This is a genomic window from Gorillibacterium massiliense (genome assembly GCF_000455485.1).
Taxonomy (GTDB): Bacteria; Bacillota; Bacilli; order Paenibacillales; family NBRC-103111; genus Gorillibacterium; species Gorillibacterium massiliense.
On sequence record NZ_CBQR020000092.1, the window covers coordinates 83434 to 109587 of the forward strand.

At 52.2% G+C, this 26154-nt stretch carries 23 protein-coding genes; 11 read left to right on the plus strand and 12 right to left on the minus strand.

Translation table 11 applies throughout. From position 1 onward, the window contains the following. Positions 1-39 precede the first annotated feature (39 nt). From TJ79_RS10775 to uxaC, 8 genes are all read left to right on the plus strand, one after another. The gene (locus TJ79_RS10775) at positions 40-804 is read left to right on the plus strand and encodes a DeoR/GlpR family DNA-binding transcription regulator (RefSeq protein ID WP_155987845.1); all 765 of its coding nucleotides are present in this window, start codon (positions 40-42) and stop codon (positions 802-804) included. 4 nt (positions 805-808) lie between these two features. Continuing rightward, positions 809-1561 (plus strand): 2-dehydro-3-deoxy-D-gluconate 5-dehydrogenase KduD, encoded by a 753-nt coding sequence (gene kduD, locus TJ79_RS10780; protein ID WP_040950299.1) that lies wholly within the window; start codon positions 809-811, stop codon positions 1559-1561. 1 nt (position 1562) lies between these two features. Next, positions 1563-2537 carry a sugar kinase gene (locus TJ79_RS10785; protein WP_040950300.1) on the plus strand — a complete coding sequence of 325 codons (975 nt, stop codon included), beginning with the start codon at positions 1563-1565 and terminating at the stop codon, positions 2535-2537. 86 nt (positions 2538-2623) lie between these two features. After that, a complete protein-coding gene (locus TJ79_RS10790; protein WP_040950301.1) occupies positions 2624-3295 on the plus strand; it encodes a bifunctional 2-keto-4-hydroxyglutarate aldolase/2-keto-3-deoxy-6-phosphogluconate aldolase in 672 nt (223 codons plus the stop codon). A gap of 225 nt (positions 3296-3520) precedes the next feature. Beyond that, positions 3521-4543, plus strand: a complete 1023-nt coding sequence (locus TJ79_RS10795; RefSeq protein WP_040950302.1) for a LacI family DNA-binding transcriptional regulator — start codon at positions 3521-3523, stop codon at positions 4541-4543. A 75-nt stretch (positions 4544-4618) separates the two neighbouring features. Further along, on the plus strand, positions 4619-6034 hold the full coding sequence (locus TJ79_RS10800) for a tagaturonate reductase (protein WP_040950303.1): 1416 nt from the start codon (positions 4619-4621) through the stop codon (positions 6032-6034). Positions 6035-6047: 13 nt separating this feature from the next. Beyond that, positions 6048-7535, plus strand: coding sequence for a UxaA family hydrolase (locus TJ79_RS10805; protein ID WP_040950304.1), 1488 nt, complete (start codon positions 6048-6050; stop codon positions 7533-7535). Next, complete coding sequence (gene uxaC / locus TJ79_RS10810; protein WP_040950305.1) at positions 7532-8962, plus strand: glucuronate isomerase; 1431 nt, start codon at positions 7532-7534, stop codon at positions 8960-8962. Before TJ79_RS10805 ends, uxaC begins: the two co-directional genes overlap by 4 nt. A gap of 170 nt (positions 8963-9132) precedes the next feature. On the opposite strand, the gene TJ79_RS10815 is transcribed toward uxaC, so the two are convergent. The 3 genes from TJ79_RS10815 to TJ79_RS10825 all read right to left on the minus strand — a co-directional run bounded on the left by TJ79_RS10815 (position 9133) and on the right by TJ79_RS10825 (position 11551). Continuing rightward, positions 9133-10401 carry an MFS transporter gene (locus TJ79_RS10815; protein WP_155987846.1) on the minus strand — a complete coding sequence of 423 codons (1269 nt, stop codon included), beginning with the start codon at positions 10399-10401 and terminating at the stop codon, positions 9133-9135. A gap of 346 nt (positions 10402-10747) precedes the next feature. Then, a complete protein-coding gene (locus TJ79_RS10820; protein WP_040950306.1) occupies positions 10748-10993 on the minus strand; it encodes an AbrB/MazE/SpoVT family DNA-binding domain-containing protein in 246 nt (81 codons plus the stop codon). A 93-nt stretch (positions 10994-11086) separates the two neighbouring features. Continuing rightward, positions 11087-11551 (minus strand): tRNA (cytidine(34)-2'-O)-methyltransferase, encoded by a 465-nt coding sequence (locus TJ79_RS10825; protein ID WP_040950307.1) that lies wholly within the window; start codon positions 11549-11551, stop codon positions 11087-11089. 185 nt (positions 11552-11736) lie between these two features. Between TJ79_RS10825 and TJ79_RS10830 the strand changes: the two genes are divergently transcribed. From TJ79_RS10830 to TJ79_RS10840, 3 genes are all read left to right on the plus strand, one after another. Then, complete coding sequence (locus TJ79_RS10830; RefSeq protein ID WP_040950308.1) at positions 11737-12477, plus strand: response regulator transcription factor; 741 nt, start codon at positions 11737-11739, stop codon at positions 12475-12477. Positions 12478-12593: 116 nt separating this feature from the next. Further along, a complete protein-coding gene (gene thpR, locus TJ79_RS10835; RefSeq protein WP_040950309.1) occupies positions 12594-13199 on the plus strand; it encodes an RNA 2',3'-cyclic phosphodiesterase in 606 nt (201 codons plus the stop codon). 127 nt (positions 13200-13326) lie between these two features. Beyond that, a complete protein-coding gene (locus TJ79_RS10840) occupies positions 13327-13953 on the plus strand; it encodes a MerR family transcriptional regulator (protein WP_238322952.1) in 627 nt (208 codons plus the stop codon). Between the two features lie 82 nt (positions 13954-14035). On the opposite strand, the gene glnA is transcribed toward TJ79_RS10840, so the two are convergent. The 9 genes from glnA to thrS form a co-directional block, all read right to left on the minus strand. After that, positions 14036-15460, minus strand: coding sequence for a type I glutamate--ammonia ligase (gene glnA / locus TJ79_RS10845; protein ID WP_040950311.1), 1425 nt, complete (start codon positions 15458-15460; stop codon positions 14036-14038). Between the two features lie 241 nt (positions 15461-15701). After that, positions 15702-16760, minus strand: coding sequence for a 3-deoxy-7-phosphoheptulonate synthase (gene aroF, locus TJ79_RS10850; protein WP_040950312.1), 1059 nt, complete (start codon positions 16758-16760; stop codon positions 15702-15704). Positions 16761-16956: 196 nt separating this feature from the next. Beyond that, positions 16957-17901 (minus strand): 4-hydroxy-3-methylbut-2-enyl diphosphate reductase, encoded by a 945-nt coding sequence (locus tag TJ79_RS10855; RefSeq protein WP_040950338.1) that lies wholly within the window; start codon positions 17899-17901, stop codon positions 16957-16959. Between the two features lie 107 nt (positions 17902-18008). Continuing rightward, on the minus strand, positions 18009-19499 hold the full coding sequence (locus tag TJ79_RS10860) for a sensor histidine kinase (RefSeq protein WP_040950313.1): 1491 nt from the start codon (positions 19497-19499) through the stop codon (positions 18009-18011). Next, positions 19499-20185, minus strand: coding sequence for a response regulator transcription factor (locus tag TJ79_RS10865; protein WP_040950314.1), 687 nt, complete (start codon positions 20183-20185; stop codon positions 19499-19501). Before TJ79_RS10865 ends, TJ79_RS10860 begins: the two co-directional genes overlap by 1 nt. Positions 20186-20296: 111 nt before the next feature. Next, complete coding sequence (locus TJ79_RS10870; RefSeq protein ID WP_040950315.1) at positions 20297-21934, minus strand: S1C family serine protease; 1638 nt, start codon at positions 21932-21934, stop codon at positions 20297-20299. 245 nt (positions 21935-22179) lie between these two features. Beyond that, positions 22180-23649 (minus strand): methyl-accepting chemotaxis protein, encoded by a 1470-nt coding sequence (locus tag TJ79_RS25935; protein WP_238322950.1) that lies wholly within the window; start codon positions 23647-23649, stop codon positions 22180-22182. Positions 23650-24031: 382 nt separating this feature from the next. Further along, the gene (locus TJ79_RS28435) at positions 24032-24730 is read right to left on the minus strand and encodes a 3D domain-containing protein (protein ID WP_272944744.1); all 699 of its coding nucleotides are present in this window, start codon (positions 24728-24730) and stop codon (positions 24032-24034) included. 240 nt (positions 24731-24970) lie between these two features. Further along, positions 24971-26154: threonine--tRNA ligase (thrS, locus tag TJ79_RS10885; RefSeq protein ID WP_040950316.1), on the minus strand; the 1184-nt coding region annotated here is incomplete at its 5' end.

The following is a 26154-nucleotide window of genomic DNA, read 5'->3' on the forward strand; positions in this document are numbered from 1 at the left end:
CGGGCGTTATACCTATCTAAAAGAAAGCGGCGGTAACCGGTGACTTCATTACGCAGAGAAGAAATCATAATGGAAATGCTGCTAGCCCAAAAGGAAATATCCGTTAACGAGCTTAGCGAGCGGCTGCAAGTAACGGGCAAAACCATTCGTGAAGATCTGGCAAGGCTTGAAGAGAAGGGATTGCTCACACGGGTCCATGGGGGAGCAGTTTTGGCGCAGAGTGACCAGTTTGGTATCCTGACCTTCAAAGGCCCTGCTGGAAAGCATGCTGATGAAAAAGTAGAAGCCGCCATCCGGGCGCTGAAATACATCGAGCCGAATGACACCATCGCGCTGGACTGCGGCACGACTACGCTGGAGATCGCCAGGAGGCTGGACAATCAGCCGCTCACGGTGGTTACCAACGACCTAAAAATCATCAGCGAGCTGATCCCCAAAGAGGCGATCCGCATTGTCGTGCCCGGCGGCTACCGCGTGCGAAACATGCTGGCCGGTCCGGAAGCGGCGGAATTCGTGCAAAAGCTGAATATCCGCAAGGCGTTTTTTTCGGCAACAGGCGTTCATCCGCAGCATGGCTTTACCATCTACACCGGAGAGCTGCTCGAATTCAAAAAAGCGCTGCTCGCCGTCTGCGGGCAGGCCTACGGTATCGTCGATCATCATAAGTTCGGGCAAAGCGCTCTGCGCACGTTTGCGGAGCTGTCCGACATCTCGCTCATTATTACCGACAGCGGCATGCCGCCGGAAACGGCGAAGGAATATGAAGCGGCGGGCATCCGGCTGGATTACGGACAAGGAGAGTAGACGCATGAATTTGTTTGATTTGACTGGCAAAACCGCCCTCGTCACAGGTGCGTCGGGAGGACTCGGTCAAGGCATGGCTCTCGGACTGGCGGAAGCCGGCGCCGATGTCATCTCCGTTTCCCAATCGGGAAGCGCTGCGACAACGGAAGCGGTGCAAGATCTAGGGAGAAAAGGCTGGACCCTGAAAGCCGATCTCGGCAAGGAAGACATCTTGGAGAATCTCGTGAGCGAGGCCCTCTCTTTTACCGGAAATATCGATATATTGGTCAACAACGCCGGTATCATCCGCCGGACTCCCGCGGCTGACCACAGCAGCAAGGACTGGCACGACGTTCTCGATATCAATTTGAACTCTGTTTTCTTTTTGTGCCAATTGGTCGGCCGCCATATGCTGGAGCGGGGTAGCGGCAAAATCATCAACATCGCTTCGATGCTCACCTATCAAGGCGGCATCAATGTTCCCGGCTATACGGCAGCCAAACACGGCATCGCCGGCCTGACTAAAGCCTTCGCCAATGAGTGGGCTGGCAAGGGCTTGAACATCAACGCCATCGCTCCTGGCTATATGGTCACCAACAACACCGCCCCGATCCTGGCGGACGAGCACCGCACCCAGTCCATTACCGACCGCATTCCGGCAGGGCGCTGGGGTACTCCTAATGATATGAAAGGACCCGTGGTCTTCCTCGCTTCCGCCGCTTCGGATTATATGAACGGTCATGTGCTTTGCGTAGACGGCGGATGGATGGCGCGCTAATATGAGTTCTAATCCGCAACGATCGGCTTCTTTGGATATCATCACCTTCGGCGAATCCATGGGACTGTTGTTCCCTGAAGGCGTTCGCGGCATCGGCCAGGGCGGCTCCATGGCCCAAAGCTTCGGCGGCGCCGAAAGCAACGTCGCCATCGGCCTCGCCCGTTTAGGCTGCCGCGCCGGCTGGTGCGGCCAAGTGGGCGACGATCCGCTGGGCGCCGGCATACTGAAAGCTCTCCGGGGTGAAGGCGTCGACGTCTCCCACGGAAAACAAACGAATATTGCCCCCACGGGTCTCATGCTGCGAGAAGCCGTACGGGGCAAAGTGTCCGTCTATTATTACCGGGCAGGCTCGGCGGCAAGTCGCATGACCCCTGCCGATCTTGACGCTTCCTACATAGCGGATGCGAAAATCCTCCACCTGACTGGCATCACCCCCGCTCTCAGCGGCTCATGCCTGGATACGGTACGGGAAGCCATCGCTATCGCCAAGAACTCCGGCGTGAAAATCTGCTTCGATCCCAACCTGCGCCTCAAGCTGTGGACACTAGAGCAAGCGCGCCCCGTGCTGCTGGAGTTGGCGGCATCGGCGGATTATTTCCTACCCGGCTTTGATGAACTGAAGCTGTTGTACCAAACGGACGACAAAGAGGAAATCTTACGCCACCTTGGCGAGTTGCCCGGCACTGTCATCGTCAAGAGCGCCTTCGACGAGAACTGGATCGTCAAGGGTGGCGTGGTGGAGACTGCTCTTCCCTTTGAAAAAGCGCCGCAAGTCGTCGACACCGTCGGCGCCGGAGACGGCTTCTGTGCCGGCTTTCTCTCCGGTCTGGCCAAAGGAATGACGCTCCCGGAAGCCGTCCGCATCGCCGGCATCGTCGGTTCCCTGGTCGTCCAAGCTCAAGGAGACTGGGAGGCATTGCCCACCTTGCGGGAAGTGGAAGCCGTCCTGCACCGGCAGGTTCACATCGAACGATAGAACGCTAGAACGCTAAAACACCAGAACACTAAATCGCTAAAATGCCAGCTTATATGGCTTTAACTTATTGATCGCAGGAGGATATCATGAAAAAAATACAGCTCATTCAACAAATTCACGAAGCTGGTGTCGTTGCCGTGCTTCGCGGCGATTCGCCGGAGGAAGTCGTGCGCATGGCTGAGGAATCCATCAAGGGCGGAATCCGCGTCATCGAAATCACTCTTACGGTGCCTTTCGCCCTCGAAGCCATTACGACCTTGGCGAAAAAATACCAAAGCGACAATCCCGCGGCAGACAACTACGCCATTATCGGTGCTGGAACGGTGCTAGACCCGGAAACCGCCCGGGCAGCCATTCTTGCCGGCTCCGCCTTCATCGTTTCTCCCAGCTTTAATAAAGAAACGATCCTGCTCTGCAACCGGTACCGCGTCCCGGTCATGCCGGGAGCCGTGACCATTCAGGAAATCGTCAGCGCCCTTGAACTGGGCGTCGACGTGGTCAAACTTTTCCCGGGGAACCTGTTCACCCCGTCCATCATTCCGAGCATCCGCGGCCCGCTGCCGCAAGCCAACCTGATGCCCACGGGCGGCGTCTCCCTACAAAATCTGCAGGAATGGATCAAAGCCGGAGCCTTTGCCGTCGGTATCGGTTCGGATCTAACCAAAGAAGCCGTTCAAAAGCAGGATTTCTCCCTGATCGCCGAGAAAGCCCGCACCTACGTTGAGGCTTATCATCAAGCAGTTTCGAACAGCCGCTAAGCCTGCGCTGCCGCTGCTCACGCAAAAGCCGTTCTCCCAATGTGGAGAGCGGTTTTTTTGCTGAGAAAGTAATTTCGGGATTCGCATCATTTTCTGAATAACCTAAGCTACGTCGTGCTTCACAAATATTATTTTCACGTGTGCAATGACGCTTTTTCTTGACTTCTGCCCCAGATCTTACTACACTGAAAGCGTTAACCATCCTATTTTTCAGAGCGAGGTCCCATGATCACGATTAAAGATATTGCCAGGGTCGCAGGAGTATCTCATACAACCGTTTCCCGCGCGCTCAATGGCAATCCGCTTATCAAGCCGGATACCCGCAAGCGCATCATGAAAATCGCTTCGGAAATGAATTATGTGCCTAACTACAGCGCCAAGAGCCTCGTCACTAAAAAATCCCACACCATCGGTCTGTTCTTTTCCAGCATTGATCAAGGGACATCCTCAAGCTTTCTTGTCGATGCGGTGAAGGGCATTCACCAGGTTTTGGATGAAAATTACTTATTGACGGTAAGCGGCATCGACAGCGTCCATAATCTGGAGGCCATAAATCCCCGGCGCTACGACGGCATTCTGGTCATGAGCCAGAGCGACATGGACAACGGCTTTATCTACCATGTCAAGGCAAGCGGCATTCCTCTTGTCGTGCTCAACCGGCTGCTTGACGATCCCGGTATAACCAATGTGGCTGCGGACGACCGCAAAGGCGTTCGAGATGCAGTTGACAGCGCCTACGCCATGGGGCACCGCAGGCCGGCTATAATCGAGGGAAAATCTGGTTTCAAGTCCTCCGCCGAGCGGAAACAAGGATATCTGGACAGCCTGATCGCTCATGGGATAACCCTCGATCCGCGCTATTTCGTACAGGGCGATTACAGCATCGAGAGCGGCTATGCTGCGATGATGCAGCTTTTGTCTCTTGCCGCACCGCCAACCGTCGTTTTCTGCTGCAACGACGACATGGCGATCGGAGCCATGAATGCCTGCTATGACCAGGGCGTCGACATCCCGAAAGACATGTCCTTAATTGGATTTGACGACATTATGTTCGCCCAGTACACGAATCCTTCCTTGACCACCGTCCGCAAGCCGGTCTCTGAAATAAGCAAAGAAGGGATGAAATTGCTGATCAGCCTTATGGAACATCCAAACACCCCGCCTGTACAAAAGTTTACGAAAACCGAGCTCATTCATCGCCGCTCGGTCGCGTGTCCGGCGGAGCAAAGCCCCGTGGATTCCCCATGATCTAAAAGAAGAGCAGCGCTCTTTTTTTAAGATAAAATGTTAACGTGTGCAAACAAAGTCAAAGGAGCCATGATCATGATTACAACGAAGCGCCTCTCCCGTGAAGCTTTCCCTGACCTTCCCTCCTATCCTGAGCGCGTCATCCAATTCGGCGAGGGCAACTTCATGCGTGCCTTCATCGATTGGCAGCTGCAGCAAATGAACAAGCAAGGCTTGTTCGGCGGCAGCGCAGTGCTGGTTCAACCCATCGCCCAAGGCCTCATCGGCATGCTGGCCGAGCAGAACAACCTGTATACGGTACTGTTGAACGGCATCCTGAATGGCGATACGGTGGAATCCAGCGAGATCATCTCAAGCGTTAGCCGTGTTTTGAATCCTTATGATGATTATGCGGCTTTTTTAGCTCTTGCCGAAGATGACGCTTTGGAGTTCATCACCTCCAACACCACCGAGGCTGGGATTGCTTACGTGCCCGGCGACAAACCGGATGACGCTCCGCCCAGCAGCTTTCCGGCCAAGCTGACCGTCCTTTTGCACCGGAGATATGAGCTCGGCAAAAAGGGCTTCGTTATCATCCCGTGTGAACTCATCGACCGCAACGGAGAGAAACTACTGGAAATCGTAAAGCGCTATGCGGCCGACTGGCATCTCGGCGATGGTTTCCTGCGCTGGTTGGAAGAAGAAAACACCTTCTGCTGCAGCCTGGTCGACCGGATCGTACCCGGCTATCCCCGGGCGCAAGCCACTGAGCTTGAGGATCGCCTCGGCTATCGCGACAACTTGATGGTCACCGCGGAACCGTTCCTGCTGTGGGTCATCGAAGGTCCGGAATGGCTCCACGACTGCCTGCCCCTTGCCAAAGCCGGCCTTGACGTCGTGGTCACCGCCGATATGACGCGGTATCGGGAACGCAAGGTGCATCTGTTGAACGGACCGCACACCGCCATGGTTCCTCTCGGACTGCTGGCTGGCTTAGAAACCGTTGAAGAAGTCATGAAGGATGAAACATTCTCCCCTTTCATTCGGAAACTGGAAAACGATGAGCTTATCCCGATGCTCGACTTGCCGGAAGATGAACTGAAATCGTTCGCCGATGCCGTACTGGAACGATTCTGCAACCCCTTTATCCGACATGAGCTCAGCTCCATCGCCTTGAACAGTATCCCCAAGTTCAAGACGCGGCTTCTGCCGATTCTCCTCCGATATGCTTCCGAACGCGGACAGCTCCCGCCACTGATCACCCTATCCTTCTCGGCCCTCCTCTACAGCTACCGGGGTGACAAAATTCCGAGACAGGATGGAGCCGATGTTAACGCCTTGTTCGACAAGGCCTGGGCAAATCCAGAAACCTTCGTGGAGACGATTCTGAAGGAAGAAAGCCTGTGGGGGAGCGATCTGACTTCCGTTCCGGGTCTTGCCGCGAAGCTTGCCGCACACATTCGCGAACTGGAGGAAAAGGGAGCCCGCAGCGCTTTACAACAACTGGTTTAGGGGGAAAGAAAAGATGCGTACTTTGACGAAAATGAATGCAAGGGACAACGTCGCCGTCGCTCTTCGGCCGATACAGGAAGGAGAACTGCTGGAGGAGAGCGGCGTCAGGCTGACGGCGTCCCAAGCCATTCCACGCGGACATAAAATAGCCCTGGCTCCATTAGCTAAGGGCGATACCATTGTAAAATACGGTTATCCCATCGGTCATGCCACCAGTGCGGTCGCTACCGGCGAGTGGGTGCATACCCACAACGTGAAGACTAATCTGGCGGGCGAGGAGCAATACGAGTATGTTCCTGACCTCCATCCCATTCGTTATCCATTGCGCAATCTGACCTTCGACGGCTACCGCCGCAAAAACGGCAAAGTGGGAATCCGCAATGATTTGTTTATCATTCCTACCGTTGGCTGCGTAAACGGCATCGCTGAACAAATGCTTGCGGAATTCAAAGCCGTACATCCAGAGTTGGGCGGGTTCGACAACATTACGGTGCTCAAGCATCCTTACGGCTGCTCGCAGCTTGGCGACGACCACCGCATGACCCGCAGCATCCTGCTGGACGCCGTCCAACACCCCAATGCAGGCGGCGTTCTCGTATTCGGGCTCGGCTGCGAGAATAACATCGTCTCCGAATTCCGGCAGCTCCTTGGCGAATACGACGGGTCGCGGGTCAAATTTCTCGTCGCCCAGGAAGTTGGCGATGAAGTAGAAGCCGGTCTCAGCCTTTTGGAAGAATTGTACGAGGCCGCTAGAAACGACGTCCGGGAGCCGGTACCGCTCGGCGAGCTGAACGTCGGCCTCAAATGCGGCGGCTCTGACGGCTTCTCGGGCATTACGGCCAACCCGCTTTTGGGCGCCTTCTCCGATTTCCTGATCTGCCAAGGCGGAAGCTCGGTGCTGACCGAGGTACCGGAAATGTTCGGAGCGGAAAAGATGCTTATGGCCCGCGCCGAAAACAACGAGATCTACGAAGAGATCGTATCGCTGATCAATAACTTTAAGCAATACTTCCTCTCTTACGGGGAGCCGGTTTATGAAAATCCGTCACCCGGCAATAAGGACGGTGGCATCAGCACATTGGAGGATAAATCTCTCGGCTGCACGCAAAAAGCGGGAACTTCAGCTGTCGTCGACGTTCTTCAATATGGAGAGAAGCTGACCAAGAAAGGTCTCAGCCTGCTGCAGGCCCCGGGGAATGATCTCGTCGCCTCCTCCGCTTTGGCGGCTGCCGATTGTCAGCTCGTTTTGTTCACGACAGGACGCGGGACGCCCTTCGGCAGCTTTGTCCCGACTGTCAAAATCGCGACGAATACCGATCTTTACCATAAAAAAGGGCATTGGATGGACTTCAATGCAGGTCCCCTGTTAGAGATGCCTATGGAAACCGTGTTGGAGCAATTCATTACCTATATTATTGAAGTCGCCAGCGGCCGCAAGACACGCAACGAAGAGAACGAAGTCCGCGAGCTGGCCATCTTCAAGACGGGAGTAACCTTATGAGCGCCAAATTTTTGAATGAAGATTTTCTGCTGTCCACCGAAACAGCCCGGCACTTATTTCACCATCATGCCAATCCGATGCCGATCATCGATTATCACTGCCATCTCGACCCGAAAGAAATTTACGAAGACCGTCCCTTTGCCAACATTACTGCGGCTTGGTTGTATGGCGATCATTACAAGTGGCGGCTGATGCGGGCGAACGGCATTCCGGAATCCCATATTACGGGAGACGCCGCGGATTATGACAAGTTCTTGGCGTGGGCGACTACCGTACCGAAGACAGTGGGTAATCCGCTGTACAGCTGGACCCATTTGGAGCTGCGCCGCTTTTTCAATGTCGATCTCCCTCTAAATGAGGAGACTGCGCCAACCATTTGGGAACAGGTCAATGCCAAATTGGCGGAAAAGGCCTTTACCCGCCGCGCCCTCATCGCCGGCTCAAATGTCAAAGTCGTTTGCACGACCGACGATCCCGCCGACACTCTGGAGTACCATCGGAAGCTGGCTGCGGAAGAGCATCGCTTCAGCGTCTACCCGACTTTTCGGCCGGATAAGGCGCTGAACATCGATTCCGAAGGCTTTATCGGCTGGTTTGCCCGACTTGAAGCGGCTTCAGGCCGGAAGGCATCCTCCTTCGCTGAGCTTGTAGACATCCTGAAAGATCGCGTGAAGCTGTTCCATGCCCACGGCTGCCGCCTCTCCGACCATGCCCTAGATGTGCTACGGTACCAAGGGGCAAGTAGGGAGACGGTAGAGCGGATTTTTGCAGGCCGTCTTTCCGGAGCCAATCTGACGGATGACGAAGTTACCCTTTACAGGACTGAGCTATTGAGCGAGCTGATCACCATGTACGAAGAACAGGGCTGGACTATGCAGCTTCACATCCACGCTTACCGTAACAACAACACCCCAATGTTCAAGCGGCTCGGCCCCGACACCGGCTATGACAGCATAAACGACCTGTCCATCACCGAGTCGCTGTCGAAGCTGCTTGACCGTGCCGAGAGTGCATCCGGCTTGCCTAAAACGATCCTCTACTCCCTCAACCCAGGCGATTATCCGGCTCTCTTGGCTTTGATGGGCTGCTATCAGAAAGACACTCCCGGTAAAATGCAGCTCGGTTCGGGCTGGTGGTACAACGATACCCGCGCCGGCATGTGGCACCAACTGACGATGCTGGCTGAAAACGGCCTTCTGTCCCGTTTTGTCGGCATGCTGACCGATTCCCGCAGCTTCCTATCCTACACGCGCCACGAATACTTCCGACGTGTGCTTTGCGAATGGCTTGGCCAACTGGCAGAGCGCGGGGAGGCTCCGGACGACATCGAACAGCTTGGACGAATGGCTGAGGATATCGCGTACCATAATGCAGCCACCTATTTCGGCTTCAGTGGAAATGAGGCCGTAACTTCAGATGAAGTTTAATGGTGTGTGATCGCCAATGAACGCTGCTCCGTTAAATCTCATAGTCCGAGCGGTCTGCTAAAATCTGTCCCGGAACAGTATGTGGCTCGGAGTGTGGCATACTTGTACCGGATTTATATCGAATTGCGAAAAAAAGAAGCTCGAGCAATCCATTTGCTTGAGCTTCTTTACTACTTATTATATTGCGTATCATGGAAATTCTGCAAAAGCTGCGGCTTCTTCCGCGTCAGCAGGACGATCAGCAGCTGCACCGTTCCTGCGGCCAGAAGGATGAGAGCCAGCGGCAAATTAGCTAAATCCCCGGCAACGAAAATGAGCACGGCAATGGAAATGACCCGGCCCGCATTCAAGAAATATTCTCGGATCACCATCGCCTCGATGCGGAATTGGTTTTTCAAGGGAAGCCGCGCCATAATGCCGTAATAATACGTACTGAGCGCATTGCCCTGCATCGGAGCGAACAGATTATACACGATAAGATAACAGATAACGGTATAGAGATTGATATCGAACAGCAGGAAGCCGGAAGCGATGATATACCCTACTGCCGCCAGCAGAAAATAAATCGTTCTTCTCTCTTCTCTCGCATATTTGCTGAGATAAAAACCCATGCAAATGGTCACGCCGGAGAAGACGACGCCCAGATAACCGATGGTATCTTCACGCGGCAAGGCGCGGTACAGTAAAATATTCGGCAGAAACAGCATGATGCCTTGCATCAGACCCAGCACCAAAAAACCAAACAATCCCCGCACCCAATCCTGATTGCGGTCCATGATCAATCTTCCCAGGTGGAGATAATACCGCTTGCTGCGGGAACTGTGCGCCTTGATCCTCATGCTGCCAAGGGCTGCGATGAAGAACATGACGAAGGAGGAGGCAAATATTGCGATATAGCCGCTTAGTCCGCTGCTGTGGGCGATGACAAACCCGGCAAGCGCAGGCCCGATGAGTCCCGCTGTCGTGAAGAAAATCGTATTGAAGCCCATGTAGCGGATCCGGTTCTTCTCGGTTGAGACGTCATAAGTCAAAGTCAAGTAACCAACCCAGTAAAAGCCGCCGCCAAGGCCGGCAAATATAGCGAATAGCGGATAATAATCCACCAGACCTTCGCGCACAATGATCACAACCAGATAAAAGAGAGCGACCAGCGCCAGTCCTACCCGGTACGTCACCATCCGGTCCCGCTTCTTGGCCAGCCATCCGCCGATGGCAAATCCGAAGGGTCCGCAACAGAAGTTAATGATATTGTAAATTCCATTAATCGTCAGGCTTTCCGTCAACCGCCACAAATAGAGGTTCATAAAGACACCGGACATGGAGGATCCGAATTGGAAAAAGAAATGAATGAACAGCGATGTCACCGCATCCTTGGACAGGCGTTTGTCAGGAGGCGGCAGCTGCCGGCGAAACGGAAGCTGTAACCATCTAGGACTCATAAAAGAAACCCTTTCCATGCTGCACTATAATGTCTGAGCTTAGCTCCATCTTATCACAGGTTTGCGGCCTTCGGCTTTTCTTTTACCAAGATGTTCGTTATAATAAATTTAAAATAAGACTCGTTACTTTATAAGAGGGGGTACGCACCCAATGACCTTTTCCTTTTGGATTGTTCTTGCGGTATTCATTTTGGCCCTTGGCGCCATTCTGACAGCGGCCTATAACGACGACAAAACCAAAGGGCTGTAACGAACTTGTAAAATGAAGCGCTTCTTGTAAAATGATGCGATTATAGAAGAAGGGCTGGAGATTTGCTCCAGCCCTTTTTTTGTTATTGTGGTTTTATTATCGGATCTGGCTCATGTCTCTTAGACACGCTGCACAGATATAGCGATCTTTGAACTCGGATACTTCTTCCACCGATGTGCAAAATACACATCTCGGCCGGTAGCGCTCTAGCAAAATCTGATCCCCTTGAACGAGAATTTCGATAGGATCCCCCTCGTTCATCTGATATCTTTTGCGCAGCGATTTTGGCAGTACGATACGACCCAATTGGTCTACTTTTCTAACGATCCCCGCCGGTTTCATATGGTTCCCCTTTCCCATTGTGCGTGTACGTCCATGTGAAGATTTCAAGGTCCGTTCACGATGATGTCATTTACTCTTCACTGTTTTTAACTATCAATGCAATCCGATAAATCCCGTCTGGCGCAGCCCTTCATACAGTACGATAGCAGCAGAATTCGAGAGGTTGAGAGAGCGGATTCCGTCTCCCATCGGTATTCTCATGCAAGTACCTGGATTAGCCTGCAAAATTTCCGGAGCAAGTCCCTTCGTCTCCTTACCGAAAACAAGAAAGTCCCCATCCCTAAATGAAAAATCCGTATAAGACTTGTCCGCTTTCGTTGTGGAAAAGAAAAAGCGGCTGTCAGGATAAAGGAGTCTCACTTCCTCAAACGACTCATGATATTCCAGATTGAGCGAAGACCAATAATCGAGTCCCGCCCGTTTCAATGTCTTATCATCGGTGGAAAAACCTAAGGGGCGAACCAGATGCAGCCATGTTCCGGTTGCGGCGCAGGTACGGGAAATGTTGCCGGTATTGGCTGGGATTTCTGGCTCAACCAATACGATATGAAACGCCATATAGCTGTCACCTCGCATCCCATTCTATTATACATGATTCTGGCAAAGGTACAAATTTAACAGCGCTTTGATAATAAATTAATCGATCCTTAACGTTTGAGAGAGATGATGAAAGAAATGAATCAACATCGCCGCTTTATACCGCGCCGCTTCACCATCCATTTGTAAAGGGAGTGTCCGCAATCATGACTATGCAAAAGATACTCGTCGTCGAAGATGATCCCTCGATTGCCAAGCTGATTGACTTCAACCTGCGGACGGCAGGGTATGAGGTTCGTTGTGTTTACGAGGGAGATACCGTCCTCCCGGCATGTGCAGAATTTCAGCCTGATCTAATCGTACTCGACCTTATGCTTCCCCGAATAGACGGATTGCAGGTTTGCCGCAATCTGCGGAGTGCCAAATTCAATATGCCTATCATCATTCTGAGTGCGCTAAGCGATTTAAGCGACCGGATCACCGGTCTCGATAACGGGGCCGATGATTACATGACAAAACCCTTTAGCCCCCAAGAGCTGGTTTCCCGAATTAAAGCAGTGCTTCGCCGAAGTGGAACGCTTCAGGAAGCGAAAGATGATGATGCCATCGTCCTTGTCGCAGGCAATATCCGCCTTTCTCCTGCAAGTCGTGAAGTACGCGTCGGTGATACCCTCATCGAGCTATCCCCGAAAGAGTTCGAACTGCTGCATTATCTTTGCCGTCATCGAGGCAGAGTGATGACCCGAGGGCAGCTGCTGCAAGGCGTATGGAATTATTCCTATTCCGGTGAAACCCGAATCGTCGATGTGCACATCAGCCACCTGCGGGAAAAAATCGAACCCAATCCCCGAATTCCCGAGTATATCATGACCGTCCGCAGCGTCGGTTATAAATTGGCCGATCCCCCTCGAGAACGGCAAACTCCTATCGCCGATATGCGAGCTTGACCACAAGACGATGGCTAACGCTTCTCCAATGACTGCTAAAACAGCAGTCGGAGAAGCGTTTCTTTTTGTCCGGAATTGGTATTATAAAAGTATCTATTTTTATGGAGGTTACACTCATGGACAATGCCGAGTCCCGGTTGTTTATCGCACTCCCCCTTCCCTCCGACTTACAGGAAGAATTGGCAGTACGTTGCAAAAGGCTGTCTCGTTCGATTTCGTTTAAGAAATGGGTCCATAAAGAGGACCTGCACATTACTTTGCAATTCCTCGGCGCCGTACCAATCAATCGCATCGCGCATATTGAACAATCCATGCGAGAGCTGAGTCTGGCATCCGCTTCCTTCGATCTTTCCATTCAAGGGCTGGGCAGTTTCGGTTTAGCGGCTTCGCCGCGCATTCTTTGGGCTGGGCTATCTGGAGATATAGCCGCATTGAAGCAATTGCAGCAGTCGGTGGTCCGAGCGATGACCCCTCATGGCTTTCCCGGAGAAGACAGGCCCTACCGCCCCCACATCACCCTAGCAAAACATTTCCGGGGAAATGATGGTGGGCCGGATGCCCTGCATCAGGGCATGTCGTCCGAGGATTGGGATTCTCCACTTGGATGGTCGGCGAATGAGATCGTACTCTTTGAAACGCATATGAGCAGATCACCGATGTATGAGCGGTTGTTTACCTTCCCTCTTGGGGCGCCATTTAGCGGCAACATTCGCGACAATTAGCGAGACAGAGAAGATAACCACTTTGTTTAGCGAACGCTGACTTCCTTTGTCTACGGGGCAGGGAATCGGTTTTTCAGGGCGAATTGTTACGTACTAATCTTTAGGGGAGGGAAATCCTGTGGAATATATGAAAACGAAAGAAGCCGCCCGTTATCTCGGCGTAAGCGCCACTACGATCAAACGTTGGGCTTCTTCCTTTCCGAATCGCTTCCACAAAGACAGCTCCGGCCACTACGTCTTTTCGCCAGAGGATATGGAGGTGATCGGCTTTATACGAGACAGTCTTGAAAATGGCGATGCCATGAAGGATATCGAGCTTCTGGATACCATTTCATCTAATCAAGCCGATGCCGACATGCAAGATGAGGCTGCCGCTGCTGCAGAGGCCGTTTTGCCTGACCGGGATGTAACGTTTCCCCCCTTGCCCATAATCCCCCCATGGGTAATGACGGACAGAAGCGAAGCCGGTACGGCTTTGGCGGTTTGGGAGGAGCTGCGAGGCAAACTGGAAAGCGTCGAGCACCGCCTGTCCCGTAAAGCGGGAGATGTTGTCAACCTGCAAATTCTCGAACATCGCCGAGAGCTGGAAGAAATCCGCAACTCCATTCATGAACTGGCTTGCACGCTGGATGCCGTCACCCAATCCATCAAAGACATACAGGATAGCCAATCCGCCATGTATCCATCCCTCGGCTCTTCCCGTTCGCAAATGACACAGAAGAAATCAAAGCTCCGCATGCTGCTGCATCGTTAAGCGGCTTCCATGACGAAGAAACCCCCGGCCATATGCCGGGGGTTTCTTTATTAGGATAAGGGGAGGAATAAGAGCCGGAGAATTAGCAATCGAAGTACAGAGCGTATTCGTGTGGATGTACCCGGATGGATACGGCTTTCGTTTCAGCGCGTTTGAAGTCAACGTAGTTATCGATGAAATCTTGGCTGAATACGCCGCCTTGGGTCAGGAACGCGCTGTCGGCTACGAGAGCGTCGAGGGCTTCGTCCAAGGACCCTGGAACGCTGCGGATTTCCGCCAGCTCTTCCGGAGCGAGTTCAAAAATGTTCTTATCCAGCGGACCGTAACCGAGAGCGCGAGGATCGATTTTGTTTTGGATGCCGTCGAGGCCTGCCAGCAGCATGGCTGCGAAAGCCAGGTACGGGTTAGCCGTGGAGTCTGGCGTCCGGAACTCGATGCGGCAGCCCTTCGGAGTAACGGCGGCTACCGGAATCCGCACGGCTGCGGAACGGTTGCCCTTGGAGAATACCAGGTTAACCGGTGCTTCGTAGCCAGGCACGAGGCGCTTGAAGGAGTTGGTGCTCGGGTTGGTCAAAGCGATCAGTGCCGGAGCGTGGTGGAGAATACCGCCGATGTAATAAAGAGCCATGTCGCTCAGGTTGGCGTAAGCGCCTTTTTCAAAGAACAACGGTGTGTCGCCGTCGAAAATACTTTGGTGAACGTGCATCCCGCTACCGTTGTCCCCGAAGAGAGGCTTTGGCATGAAAGTTGCTACTTTTCCGTATTGTCTTGCGGTGTTGTGTACGATGTATTTATATTTCAACAGGTTGTCAGCGGTTTTGGTCAGGCTATCGAAACGGAAGTTGATTTCCGCTTGACCGGCGGTGGCCACTTCGTGGTGATGACGCTCGATGCGCAGGCCGGATTCAATCAGGAGACGGCACATTTCGCTGCGGATGTCTTGTTGGGTATCAACAGGAGCGACCGGAACGTAACCGCCTTTTTGTCTTACCTTGAAGCCGAGGTTGCCGCCTTCTTCCTTGCGGCCGGTGTTCCAGAACGCTTCTTCGGAATCTACTTCCGCATAGGATTTATTGATTGAGGATTCATAGCGTACGTCGTCAAAAATGAAGAATTCGGATTCCGGAGCAAAGAAAGCGGCGGTGCCAATTCCGGTCTTCGCCAAATATTCTTCAGCTTTTTGAGCGATGCTGCGGGGATCGCGCTCATAGCGCTCGCCTTCCGGAGTGAAGATGTTACACATTACGTTCAGAGTCGGATGAGATGTGAAAGGATCGACATAAACCGATTCCGTATCCGGCATCATGACCATGTCGGATTCTTCGATGCCTCTGAAACCGGTGATCGAGGAACCGTCGAAGGCTACGCCGTTAACGAAGGTTTCTTCTTCTACTTCTGAAGCTGGAAGGGTAATGTGATGCGCCCGGCCAGCCAGATCGACAAAACGGAAATCGACCCATTCGATATTTTTTTCATTGATAAGCTCCAATACTTTTGCAACTGACATGAAATAACCTCCCCATTTCCGAACGTTTTTAGTGTTATTAATGCATATTGTTCAAGTTTTAAAAAAATTCTTGGGATTATTATAAATCGGGTGGTAATCTTCGTCAATACTTATGTCAGCTATTTTTGTTTATTATGTAAGGTATAATCACATTGAATACATTTTTTCCATAAAAACGCCAACTTCAGTTCACAGCAAAAAGCCAGCCAGATATCCCACCTGGCCGGCTCGATCGCAACGGTTAGATTGCCCAGGAGCCTGCAAGAATCGGCTCTTTGGCAGTTTGGAAGTTTTTACCCACAATTGGCGCCAGTTTCTCCAAATCTTGCAGAAGCTGCGCGAATTGATCGGGGAATAGCGATTGTACGCCGTCGCCCGTCATGGAATTGTCGGGATCGGTGTGCATTTCGATAATGAGGCCGTTTGCGCCTGCAGCGACAGAGGCCTTCGCCATAGGCTCAACAAGCTCGCGACGGCCTGTGCCGTGGCTAGGATCGGAGATAACCGGGAGATGGCTCAAGTTTTGCAGTACCGGGATAGCTGCCAGATCCAGCGTGTTCCGGGTATAGGTTTCAAAGGTGCGGATGCCCCGCTCACAAAGCATGACGTTCGGGTTGCCGCCAGCCAAAATGTACTCTGCCGCATTCAAAAACTCGTCATAGGTAGCACTGAAGCCGCGCTTTAACAGAACCGGGGTTTGGATCGTGCCCAGCTTCCGCAAAAGATCGAAGTTTTGCATGTTCCGCGTTCCAACCTGCAAAATGTCGGCGTACTTGGCGCAGACATCTACGTATTCCGGCGTCATGACTTCGGTAATGGTCAGCAAACCATGCTTTTGGCCAGCTTCGGCCATCATTTCCAATCCTTCGACACCGATGCCTTGGAAGCTGTAAGGACCGGTCCGGGGTTTAAATGCGCCGCCCCGCAGCACTTGTCCGCCTGCCATTTTCACCAGTCGGGCGATTTCGTCGATCTGCTTCGGCGATTCAACCGCGCAAGGTCCGCCCATGACGGTCAGTTCAGCTCCGCCGATCTTCACGCCTTTAATATCGATAACCGTATCCAGGGGATGGAAATCACGGCTGGCCAATTTGTACGACTTGGTGATTTTCACAACCTGCTCAACGTCCTTCATTTGCCGTAGGTGTTCGGCTACCATCGGATCGGCTTTGCCGATAATGCCGATAACGGTACGATCCTCGCCGCGAGAAACGTGGGTGCTGAGATCATGCTTTTCAATATAATGGATAATTTCAGAAACCCGATCTTCCGGGACCCGGTTGGATACGATAACAATCATGATTCTTCCTCCTTGTAGGAAAGCGATGAGTACTCGTGGCATTTTGACGCTTCAACGCTTATACGCTTTTAATCGTTAAAGTAACTATAGCAAGGCAAGCATCATCCGTCAACGGTTTTTTCCGTGTACACGAAACTTTTACAGTTAAAAACAGGAAAAAGCGCAAAACCGCTGGTTGCGGTTTTGCGCCTCGGACCTATTCCCTGGTTTTGGCTGCGGGAATCAGTTTCTTCATATTAACCGTTCGTTTAATCTCCCATGTTTCCGGATCGTTAAGATCAAATTTCTCCAGGAAGGAAATCAGTTCCCTTGTGATGGGAGTCGGCGTCGATGCACCGGAGGTTACCGCTACCTTGCGCACCGGCTTCAACCACTCGACCTGCAGCTCGCCGAGGTCAGCGATTCGGTAAGCTTTGACGCCGGCGATTTCTTCCGACACCTGAGCCAGCCTGTTGGAATTGTTGCTGCGGGGGTCGCCAACGACGATAACCAGATCCGCTTCCTTCGCTTGCTCGCCCACCGCCTCTTGGCGCAGCTGTGTGGCCAGGCAAATTTCATTATGCACTTCCGCCGTTGGGAATCGTTTTATTAATCGGTTCATAATCTCCCGGATATCCCATTGGCTCATCGTTGTCTGATTGGTGATCACGATTCGGGGGGATGAGATAGAAAGATCGTCGATCTCGTCCGCTTTTTCAATGAGATGCACATGATCCGGAGCGATGCCGATGGCGCCTTCCGGCTCGGGATGCCCTTTTTTGCCGATATAGATGATTTCATAGTTGTCCGCGACTTTTTCCAGTATAAGATCATGGGTTTTTGTGACATCGGGGCAAGTGGCGTCGACGACAGTCAACCCTTTATCCCGCGCCCGCTTGCGTACCTCTGGCGAGACCCCGTGGGCCGTAAAAATGACCGTTCCACTCTCAATCTGATCGAGAATATCCAGCCGGTTGTGGCCGTCCAGGGTCACAATTCCTTCCTTCTCAAAAAAATCGGTCACATGAGCGTTATGGACGATCATGCCCAGTATATAAATCGGGCGTGGCAACTCCAGATTGCGGGCAACCGACATCGCCAGAGACATGGCGTCGACAACACCGTAGCAGTAGCCCCGCGGGGATATTTTTACAACTTCCATGTTCAACACCGCGTTTCTATCAATTTTTCTTCCTTCATTAGTATACCGGATTCCGCAGGTCGATGAAAGCAAAGAGGCATGCCAGCGCATGCCCCTTTCCCAATATGCTATTCCTCAAACCCCTGTATCCGGCCGTGTATTGGAAGCCAGATGACAAAGGCGCTCCCTTCGTCCTTTCGGGATACGACCTCAATAGACCCTCCATGATCGTCGATAATCCATTTGGCGATGGAAAGCCCTAGCCCCGTACCCGCTGTTGCTCCCCGAGAAGGGTCCGCGCGGTAGAAGCGGTCAAATACGTGGGGAATTTCCTCATTATCCAAACCAATGCCGGTATCCTGAACGCGAATGCCCACCTGTCCCGGCACCAAAGCCGTATCGATCAACACCCAGCCATCGGGTGTATATTTAAAAGCGTTCTCGATTAATATGAACAGCAGTTGAGTCAAGCTGTCGGCGTTGCCCCAAACGTGCACACCGTGGAGGGGCTCCAGATTGCCGATGCGCCATTCCGCATGGCGGGGCAGACGTTCGGCATTGCGGACTACTTCTTCCACCAAAGGCGCCAGCTCCACCGGCTCTTTCACGATCATCTGCCCGGCATCCGCTCTGGCTAAGGACAGCAGATCGTTGACCATCCGGCTCATGCGTTCCGCTTCACCCGAGATATCCTTCATGGCGTCCAGCGACAGCTCCTTCACCTCATCCTCGCTCATCGTGCTGGCAGGGGATTCGCCGCGATCCGACGGTTGACTCCAAACCTTCTGCAGCAGATCCACATTGCCTCGAATTGTGGTCAGCGGGGTGCGGAGCTCATGGGAAGCGTCGGAGACGAAACGACGCTGTGTGCGATTGGATTCCTCCAGCACCCCGTACATCGTTTGAATTCGGGACAGCATGCCGTTTATGGTGGTGGTTAGCCTGCCGATTTCATCTGGCGGACCGACATAATCGATACGCCGCCCCAGGTCGGTATCGATCTGGATTAGATTTGCCGATTCAATGACATCCTCAATGGGCTTGAACGCCTTCCGCGACAGGAACAAACCGATTGACGCCGCTATCACGATGACCAAAAAAGCGATCAGCATTAGCCAGTATAATAAATGCTTCATGCCCTGGGAGATGCCGTTCACTGAAACGCCCACTTGCAGTACAAGTTGAATCGGCGTATCTCCGTATTGATAGCTCAAATGTTTGTTATATAGGTAAAAATCCTCGCCGTTCAAATCTTTCATTTTGATGAAGGCGTTCCGGTCAGTCACGATATGGGCGGTCATGAGCTGGGATAGCGGGCCTTGCAGCTTGCCTAAAGGGTATACCTTGTTTTCATCAATTTTATATAACTGCATAACGTAGCCCGCATATCGAAAGTCCGTAAGCTCATGCATCTGCGGATATAGAACCGTTCCCCCCTGGGTTTCCAGAGCGACAAAAGAGATTTGGGTTTCGGCGATTTGTTCGACTTTTGCCAGCTGCTCCCGCTGATTTTCGTACAGAGTATAGGAAATAATTTCGTAAACCGCAACGCCGAAGAGAAGCAAGGTCGCCGCCAATATTCCCGAATACCACAAGGTTAATCTTGTGCGGATCGCCATCAAGTATCCCCTCTTAGCACGTATCCCGCACCGCGGACCGTCTGAATGATGCGCTTGCCTCCGTATTCCTCGGTCTTTTGTCGCAGCATGGCGATATAGACTTCCAGAACATTGGACTCGCCGCTGTAATCGAAGCCCCAGATTCGTTCCATGATCAAATCACGGGATAGTACCCGTTTCGGATTCAGTAAAAAGAGCTGGAACAAATCGAATTCCTTCGTGGTCAGATCGATCCTTTTGCCGTCCCGATACACTTCCCTCGTATCAAAATCCATTGTGGTATCTTCAAATTCCACACGGTTCTGAGAGTGGAGTTTATCAGCAGTTCTGCGCAGCAGGACCCTTACTCTGGCTAACAGCTCTTCCAGTGCGAAAGGCTTGACCAAATAATCGTCCGCTCCCATATCGAGTCCTTTCACCCGGTCAGACACTTCATCCTTGGCCGTAAGCATAAGAATGGGCATGTCCGCCCCGCTCTCCCGAATGCGCCGGCATACCTCCCAGCCGTTCACTTTCGGCATCATCACATCAAGTATGATCAACTGGGGCTCCGTTTCCATGACCTTCCTCAGCCCCTCCATTCCATCGCCGGCTGTCGTCACCGAATAACCGTCAAAGGTAAGTCCGCGGCGGAGCATGGATGTGATTTTTTCGTCGTCATCGATAACCAGTATCCGTTCTTTCATAACCGAATCCCTCTCTTCTCCACCATTGTAACGATTTTATCCTGAAAAAAGAAGCAGGCTGACCCTTAAGCCAGTCTGCTTCCTCAATTTTTTCAGAGTGCTGCAGCGCCATTATTGATTCGTCGTCTGTTGTTGATCCTTGTTCTTGTCGCCAATGGTTACCGTAATGGTTTGGGATTTGCCGTCGCGGATAATGCCCAGAGTGACTTTGTCGCCTACCTTGTTCTTCTGTACTTGGGTGACCAGTTGATTCGAATTCTTGATGGCGGTACCGTTATAGCTGGTGATGACGTCGTAGGTCTTGATGCCGGCCTTAAAGGCCGGGCTGCCCATGGCGACTTGAGCTACCATAGCGCCGTCCGTGTTTTTAAGCTGCAGTTGAGATACGTATTGTTGTTGAATATCCTGCAAGGTCACGCCGATATAAGGAGACGGTTCCTTCGGAATTTCGATGTTGTTTTTCAGTTTATCCAACACTTCTTGAATGGTGTTGATCGGAACGGCGAAACCGATGCCCTGGGCTTCCGAGTTTACCGCCGTATTGATGCCGATAACTTCGCCGTTCAGGTTAAGCAGCGGACCGCCGGAGTTCCCGGGGTTAATGGATGCGTCGGTTTGAATCAGGTTTTTATAATGACGGGTCTCGGAGCTTTCCGGAATGTCGATGGAACGTTCTTTGGCGCTCAGCACGCCGACGGTAACCGTATGGTCGAAACCGTACGGGTTGCCGATGGCCACGACCCAATCGCCGACTGCAGTGGTGCTGACGTCAGCTGCCAATGGCAGCGTGGGCAGGTCCTTATCGGCTTTAATCTTAATGACCGCAAGGTCCAGATCAAAGCTGGTTCCAAGAACTTCCGCGGTGAACGGATTGTCATAGCCTTCGACGTATACTTTGACTTGATCGGCACCTTCAACCACGTGCTCGTTGGTCAAGATGTAGCCGTCTTTCTCGAAAATAAACCCGGAGCCCATTCCCTGTTCAACCGGCTCTTGACTTTGTTGATCGCTAGAACCGGAACCGGAGCCGGAACCTGAACCGGAACCGGAGCTGCCGCCGAAAAATTCGCGGAAGAATGGATCGTCAAACAAGCTGCTTCCACTCCGGCTTGTTTGCGGTTTGACGTAGGTTTCGATTTTCACCACGGCCGGACTGGAGTTTTGCACGATGGTGGAGATATTATCCGGTCTCGCAATATCGAGAGCGACCTTATTGCTTCCGCTGTTTGTTGTTGAAGTTTTCGAATTATTCACGCTGCTGACAATCGGGTTTGCGGCAGACAGGGATTTCGAGCCGTTTCCTGTGAAAAGATTCGTCCTGTCCGCTCCGACCATCAATGCTCCAACAACCACCACTGTCGCTAAAATCGTCGCGAAAGTACCACGTACTCCGGAGCGCTTCTTCGTCTTGTTATTTGCCGATGATGTCGACCAGTTTGCCAGTCGTTGCTGGTTATACCCTTCTTCACGAGCGTTTACCGGACGCGCAGGCGTCACCTCAACTCCGTTGTCCCAACTAGCCGGCGCCGGCCGAGATTCCCGGGATTGATAAGGTCCATATGCATAATAGGAGGGATCGCTATCCTCCGGTTGTTTATCCTCCGTTTGTTTATCCTCCGGTTCTTCGACTCGTTCAACCCGCGGTACCTCTTGATCCATAGATCCTTCATTTGTATGCTGATCTGCGGATTCGCGATTATCGTCGGATCTTTCAAAAAAAGCATCATAACTGTTTTTGTTCTCTTCCATTTTGAAAATCCTCCCTTTCCTTATATCCAATAAGTACATGATGTTTGTTGGCCTCTCGTATTGCCTTACATGATTCATTATCACCACTTAACCTTAAGCAAACCTTAAAAAGAACTAAGGGACAGCTAAAATCCGGGCTTATTACCCATTATCTCTTATTTCATTCAAAGAAAACATAGAAACCCCCGGAATAACAAAATCATTCCAGGGGAAATTTGTTGGAGATATGCGCTTATTTTCAAAAATCAAAGCCGAAAATCAACACCTAACACGCCCGCCGGTTGCCCCGACTTATCCAAAATCGCGATCGAAGCCGTAAAGCAAGGTTTCTTTGTAATCGCAGAGACATAGACCGACGAAATATAGCATTTTCCTTCCATCGCTTCTTTCCACCAATCTCTGCCCTTGGCATTTAGCAAGCCTGCATCAGGAAAAGAGCAGATAAACGTGCCGTCAGCACGGTTGGACCATACCGCTTCCAGCTCTCCATACTCCCGCAAAATGCCGCCAAGTATGCTCCGGTGACTTTCGGCATCAAGATTCTGTAAATCTTCCCTTTCCGCCATCTCCTGGAGCAGAGCGCGCATCTCCGCCGCTTTAGCTGCAGGGGCATCCGTCGTTTGGTCATCCAGCGGCAACTTCAAGGAAGTACGCAATTCGTGGGAAGTATTCCCCAATGCTTTGGATATATGTTGAAGCCGAATGATCTGGTCTCTCTGTTCTCCCATCCGTAAAATCGTGCTGTCCACAGAAGACATCGTGCTATCCACCATGTCGACGACTCTGCCCAACTGCAACGTCGAGTTGCTCATCATGGCAGACTGGCGGACGCTGGCCTCGGCGGCTGAAGCGGCAAGCCGGCTCACTTCTTGCATCCGGTTTTGAATCAGCATCGCCCCCTCCTTGGTCACCGCCATCTCCTGGATGCTTTCTTGGACGCCTTGTTTCTCCAGATTAATGGCCTCGATCACTTGCGAGACGCTGGTTTCTACGGAGGAAATGATGCCGGCGGAGCGGCCCACAGCTTCGTGGCCTTGATCGGCCAAAGAACGGATTTCCCGGGCTACAACGGCAAAGCCTCTTCCGCTTTCGCCGGCGTGCGCGGCTTCGATAGAAGCGTTGAGCGCCAGAAGCGAAGTGCGGGCAACTACTTGTTTAATGAAATCGTTGACTTCCTGGATGCGGGCAGCGTCGGACGCCAATTGGCTGATCCGCTCCTGAACGGCGCGGTGGTTGTCATACAGCCCGTTCATGATCCCTTCCGTATGAAGAATCGTGGCGCATACTTGGTCGATCGCATTCCGGGCGGATTCCCCTTCGTCTTTAACATGCCCGGAGATGCCGTTGATCCTCTCGGCTGATGCCGCGACCTCCTGAAGGGAGCCGAAGGTGTTTTCGATGCTGCTGAGCGCGGTCTGACTTTTTTGCTTCAGCAGCTCTTCCGCATCGCTGGACACCTCGGCAATTCGATTCAACCGGGTCACCGAATCGTTGACCTCTTGAACGATGCCGATCAACTGATCCGCCGCTACTTGTGATTCATTGACCAGTTGGCCATAGGATGATTCGTCCAGCTCTTGAACGCCAACTTTTCCAACAGGTTTATCCGAGCGCCCCTTCAGTCCATACCCTGCAAACGCGGCGGCGATGCCCAGAAGCGACATCACAGGAAATACCGTTCCATAATCGGAGGTCAGCAGGATAGAAAAAACCAATGAAAAAGCAATCGGGACTAACACAAAACATGACATATGTATGAGTTGTTTTTTCGAAAAGACCATAGATTTCGTCCCCTTATGTCACTTTTTATAACATTATAGATGGTTTCTTTGTCGACGTGAAGGATTTATTGTCAGGTTTTCATGGGATCCCTACGCAATGACATAAAAAGTTCTCATTTTCTTCCTGCGAGAATAACTGATATGGGAACAATAAGAAAACCTCTATCGAGGCTTTACAAAGATGAGCGACCGCGTTTCAGAGGTAGGTTTTCTTGCGATATCAGGAAATTGTGGCTTCGAAGTTTATACTTTCTGATATCTAAAAAAGCGCCGCTTCCCGCCCTAAAAGCGAGAATGCGACGCTTTACAATTGTGTTTAAGATTTCTTGACCTCATTGTCTGAAGGAAGATACGCCTTTCTTTCATTGAGCCGATTCAGGATGGCCTCCGATAAGCGCCCATTGCCTCGGCGTAGTACGGATACCCGCACTTCCCGCTTGCCCCACTGGTCGTAAACCTGCCGTTTGGTCTCGAAATACAAGTCAATTTTCCGACCTTTAATCGCGCTACCTGTATCAGCGACAACCCCGAAGCCATAATCGGGTATATAAAGGATGGTTCCGATGGGAAACAAAGCCGGATCGGCCGCCACCGTAGAAAAAAGCCCTCTTCTCACCTTTACTCCCGAATACGTTATGCCGTATTCGGGATGGCCCGGAGATTTTCCTGTGGAGTCTATCCCGGCATAGTATCCAGTTGCCACGACGTTTTCAGCGCGGAAATGCTCTCGCACCAAAAAGTCAAAAAAGCCTGCGCTTTTCTCTATCCTTTCCCCTGCCCCCGCTGTCTTTGCTTGCTGAAGCGTTTGTGATTCACCCACCCGGTCCGCCTGTGCGACTTGTACGACTTGAGCTTCCTGGATAACGGCTTTCTGGCTCTCTGCCTCCTGCCTTATGGCAGGTTTCTCATCTGCGCCCTTCAACCAACTGCTCCAATTTGCCGATACCACAGCAGCTGCAATGAAAATCGCAGCCATTTGAACCCATTTCGTCCGTTTGAAAAAAACGGCGAACATGAACGGATACCCTCCCTGAGGAAGTGCCTCCAGGATGTTCCCGAAGCCATCTTCCATAGGAAGTGCCTGCAGGATACTATTCCGAAGCCATCTTCCTAATTTTACGGTCAAATGGATTTATTTTTGCTTCCACATCTTCCATTTGCCGTTGCTGTCTATCGGAGATTAGGATAACCGTATGCCGCCGTTCTATTCATCCCGGCTTCGCCGCCGGTTTATTATGGTTTGTTTCCGTCTATTTTACTCTTCTACCGTCCGGCTTTTTTGCCGAATGTCTTCGAGAATCATGGCGATCGTTTCCTCCACGCTCTTCACGCCGATATCGCCAACACCCCGCTTGCGAACCGAGAATGTTCCATCTTGAACTTCTTTCTCGCCCACTACAAGCATATAAGGGACCTTTTCCAATTGGGCTTCGCGGATTTTGTAGCCTAGCTTCTCATTGCGGTAGTCGCCTTCCGCCAAAATGCCGGCCAGCTTCAACCGTTCTTCCATTTGCTTGGCGTGCTCTTCAAACACCGGAGTTACTGGAATGATCTTCGCTTGAACCGGGGCGAGCCAGGTCGGCAGTGCGCCGGCGAAGTTTTCCAGCAGGAAGGCAGTCATCCGTTCCATCGTGCTGATAATCCCGCGGTGAATAACAACTGGACGGTGCTTTTGGCCGTCATCGCCGACGTATTCAAGCTCGAAACGCTCCGGAAGCAGGAAGTCAAGCTGCGCCGTAGACAGGGTTTCTTCTTTCTTCAGCGCCGTCTTGATCTGCACGTCCAGCTTCGGCCCGTAGAAAGCCGCTTCGCCCTCTGCTTCGTAATAAGGCAGACCCAGCTCCTCCACGACTTCCTTCAGCATGCGCTGGGACATTTCCCACATGGCGTCGTCCGGGAAGTACTTTTCCGTGTCTTTGGGATCCCGGTAGCTCAAGCGGAAGCGGTATTCCTTGATGCCAAAATCTTCGTATACTTGACGAATCAGGTTGATTACCCGGGAGAACTCTTCCTTGATTTGATCTGGACGGCAGAAAATGTGCGCATCGTTCAATGTCATGGCACGGACGCGGTGCAGACCGGTAAGCGCTCCGGACATCTCGTAGCGGTGCATCATTCCCAGCTCGGCTACCCGCAGAGGCAGATCCCGGTAGCTGCGCATGTCGCTCTTGTAGATCATCATATGGTGCGGGCAGTTCATCGGCCGGAGCACCAATTCTTCATTATCCAGCTTCATCAGCGGGAACATGTCTTCGTTGTAGTGGTCCCAGTGGCCGGAGATTTTATATAGCTCCACGTTCGCCAAAACCGGTGTATAGACGTGGCTGTAGCCCAGCTTTTCTTCCAAATCGACGATGTAACGCTCCATCGTGCGGCGCAGACGGGCGCCGGCCGGAAGCCAAAGAGGAAGGCCTTGCCCAATTTCCCGGGAGAAGGTGA

Bases quoted from the DNA above. Each gene is read 5' to 3' on its own strand.
- kduD (WP_040950299.1), top strand. From the start codon at position 809: ATGAATTTGTTTGATTTGACTGGCAAAACCGCCCTCGTCACAGGTGCG.
- TJ79_RS10785 (WP_040950300.1), top strand. From the start codon at position 1,563: ATGAGTTCTAATCCGCAACGATCGGCTTCTTTGGATATCATCACCTTC.
- TJ79_RS10790 (WP_040950301.1), top strand. From the start codon at position 2,624: ATGAAAAAAATACAGCTCATTCAACAAATTCACGAAGCTGGTGTCGTT.
- TJ79_RS10795 (WP_040950302.1), top strand. From the start codon at position 3,521: ATGATCACGATTAAAGATATTGCCAGGGTCGCAGGAGTATCTCATACA.
- TJ79_RS10800 (WP_040950303.1), top strand. From the start codon at position 4,619: ATGATTACAACGAAGCGCCTCTCCCGTGAAGCTTTCCCTGACCTTCCC.
- TJ79_RS10805 (WP_040950304.1), top strand. From the start codon at position 6,048: ATGCGTACTTTGACGAAAATGAATGCAAGGGACAACGTCGCCGTCGCT.
- uxaC (WP_040950305.1), top strand. From the start codon at position 7,532: ATGAGCGCCAAATTTTTGAATGAAGATTTTCTGCTGTCCACCGAAACA.
- TJ79_RS10815 (WP_155987846.1), bottom strand. From the start codon at position 10,401: ATGAGTCCTAGATGGTTACAGCTTCCGTTTCGCCGGCAGCTGCCGCCT.
- TJ79_RS10820 (WP_040950306.1), bottom strand. From the start codon at position 10,993: ATGAAACCGGCGGGGATCGTTAGAAAAGTAGACCAATTGGGTCGTATC.
- TJ79_RS10825 (WP_040950307.1), bottom strand. From the start codon at position 11,551: ATGGCGTTTCATATCGTATTGGTTGAGCCAGAAATCCCAGCCAATACC.
- TJ79_RS10830 (WP_040950308.1), top strand. From the start codon at position 11,737: ATGACTATGCAAAAGATACTCGTCGTCGAAGATGATCCCTCGATTGCC.
- thpR (WP_040950309.1), top strand. From the start codon at position 12,594: ATGGACAATGCCGAGTCCCGGTTGTTTATCGCACTCCCCCTTCCCTCC.
- TJ79_RS10840 (WP_238322952.1), top strand. From the start codon at position 13,327: ATGAAAACGAAAGAAGCCGCCCGTTATCTCGGCGTAAGCGCCACTACG.
- glnA (WP_040950311.1), bottom strand. From the start codon at position 15,460: ATGTCAGTTGCAAAAGTATTGGAGCTTATCAATGAAAAAAATATCGAA.
- aroF (WP_040950312.1), bottom strand. From the start codon at position 16,760: ATGATTGTTATCGTATCCAACCGGGTCCCGGAAGATCGGGTTTCTGAA.
- TJ79_RS10855 (WP_040950338.1), bottom strand. From the start codon at position 17,901: ATGGAAGTTGTAAAAATATCCCCGCGGGGCTACTGCTACGGTGTTGTC.
- TJ79_RS10860 (WP_040950313.1), bottom strand. From the start codon at position 19,499: ATGGCGATCCGCACAAGATTAACCTTGTGGTATTCGGGAATATTGGCG.
- TJ79_RS10865 (WP_040950314.1), bottom strand. From the start codon at position 20,185: ATGAAAGAACGGATACTGGTTATCGATGACGACGAAAAAATCACATCC.
- TJ79_RS10870 (WP_040950315.1), bottom strand. From the start codon at position 21,934: ATGGAAGAGAACAAAAACAGTTATGATGCTTTTTTTGAAAGATCCGAC.
- TJ79_RS28435 (WP_272944744.1), bottom strand. From the start codon at position 24,730: ATGTTCGCCGTTTTTTTCAAACGGACGAAATGGGTTCAAATGGCTGCG.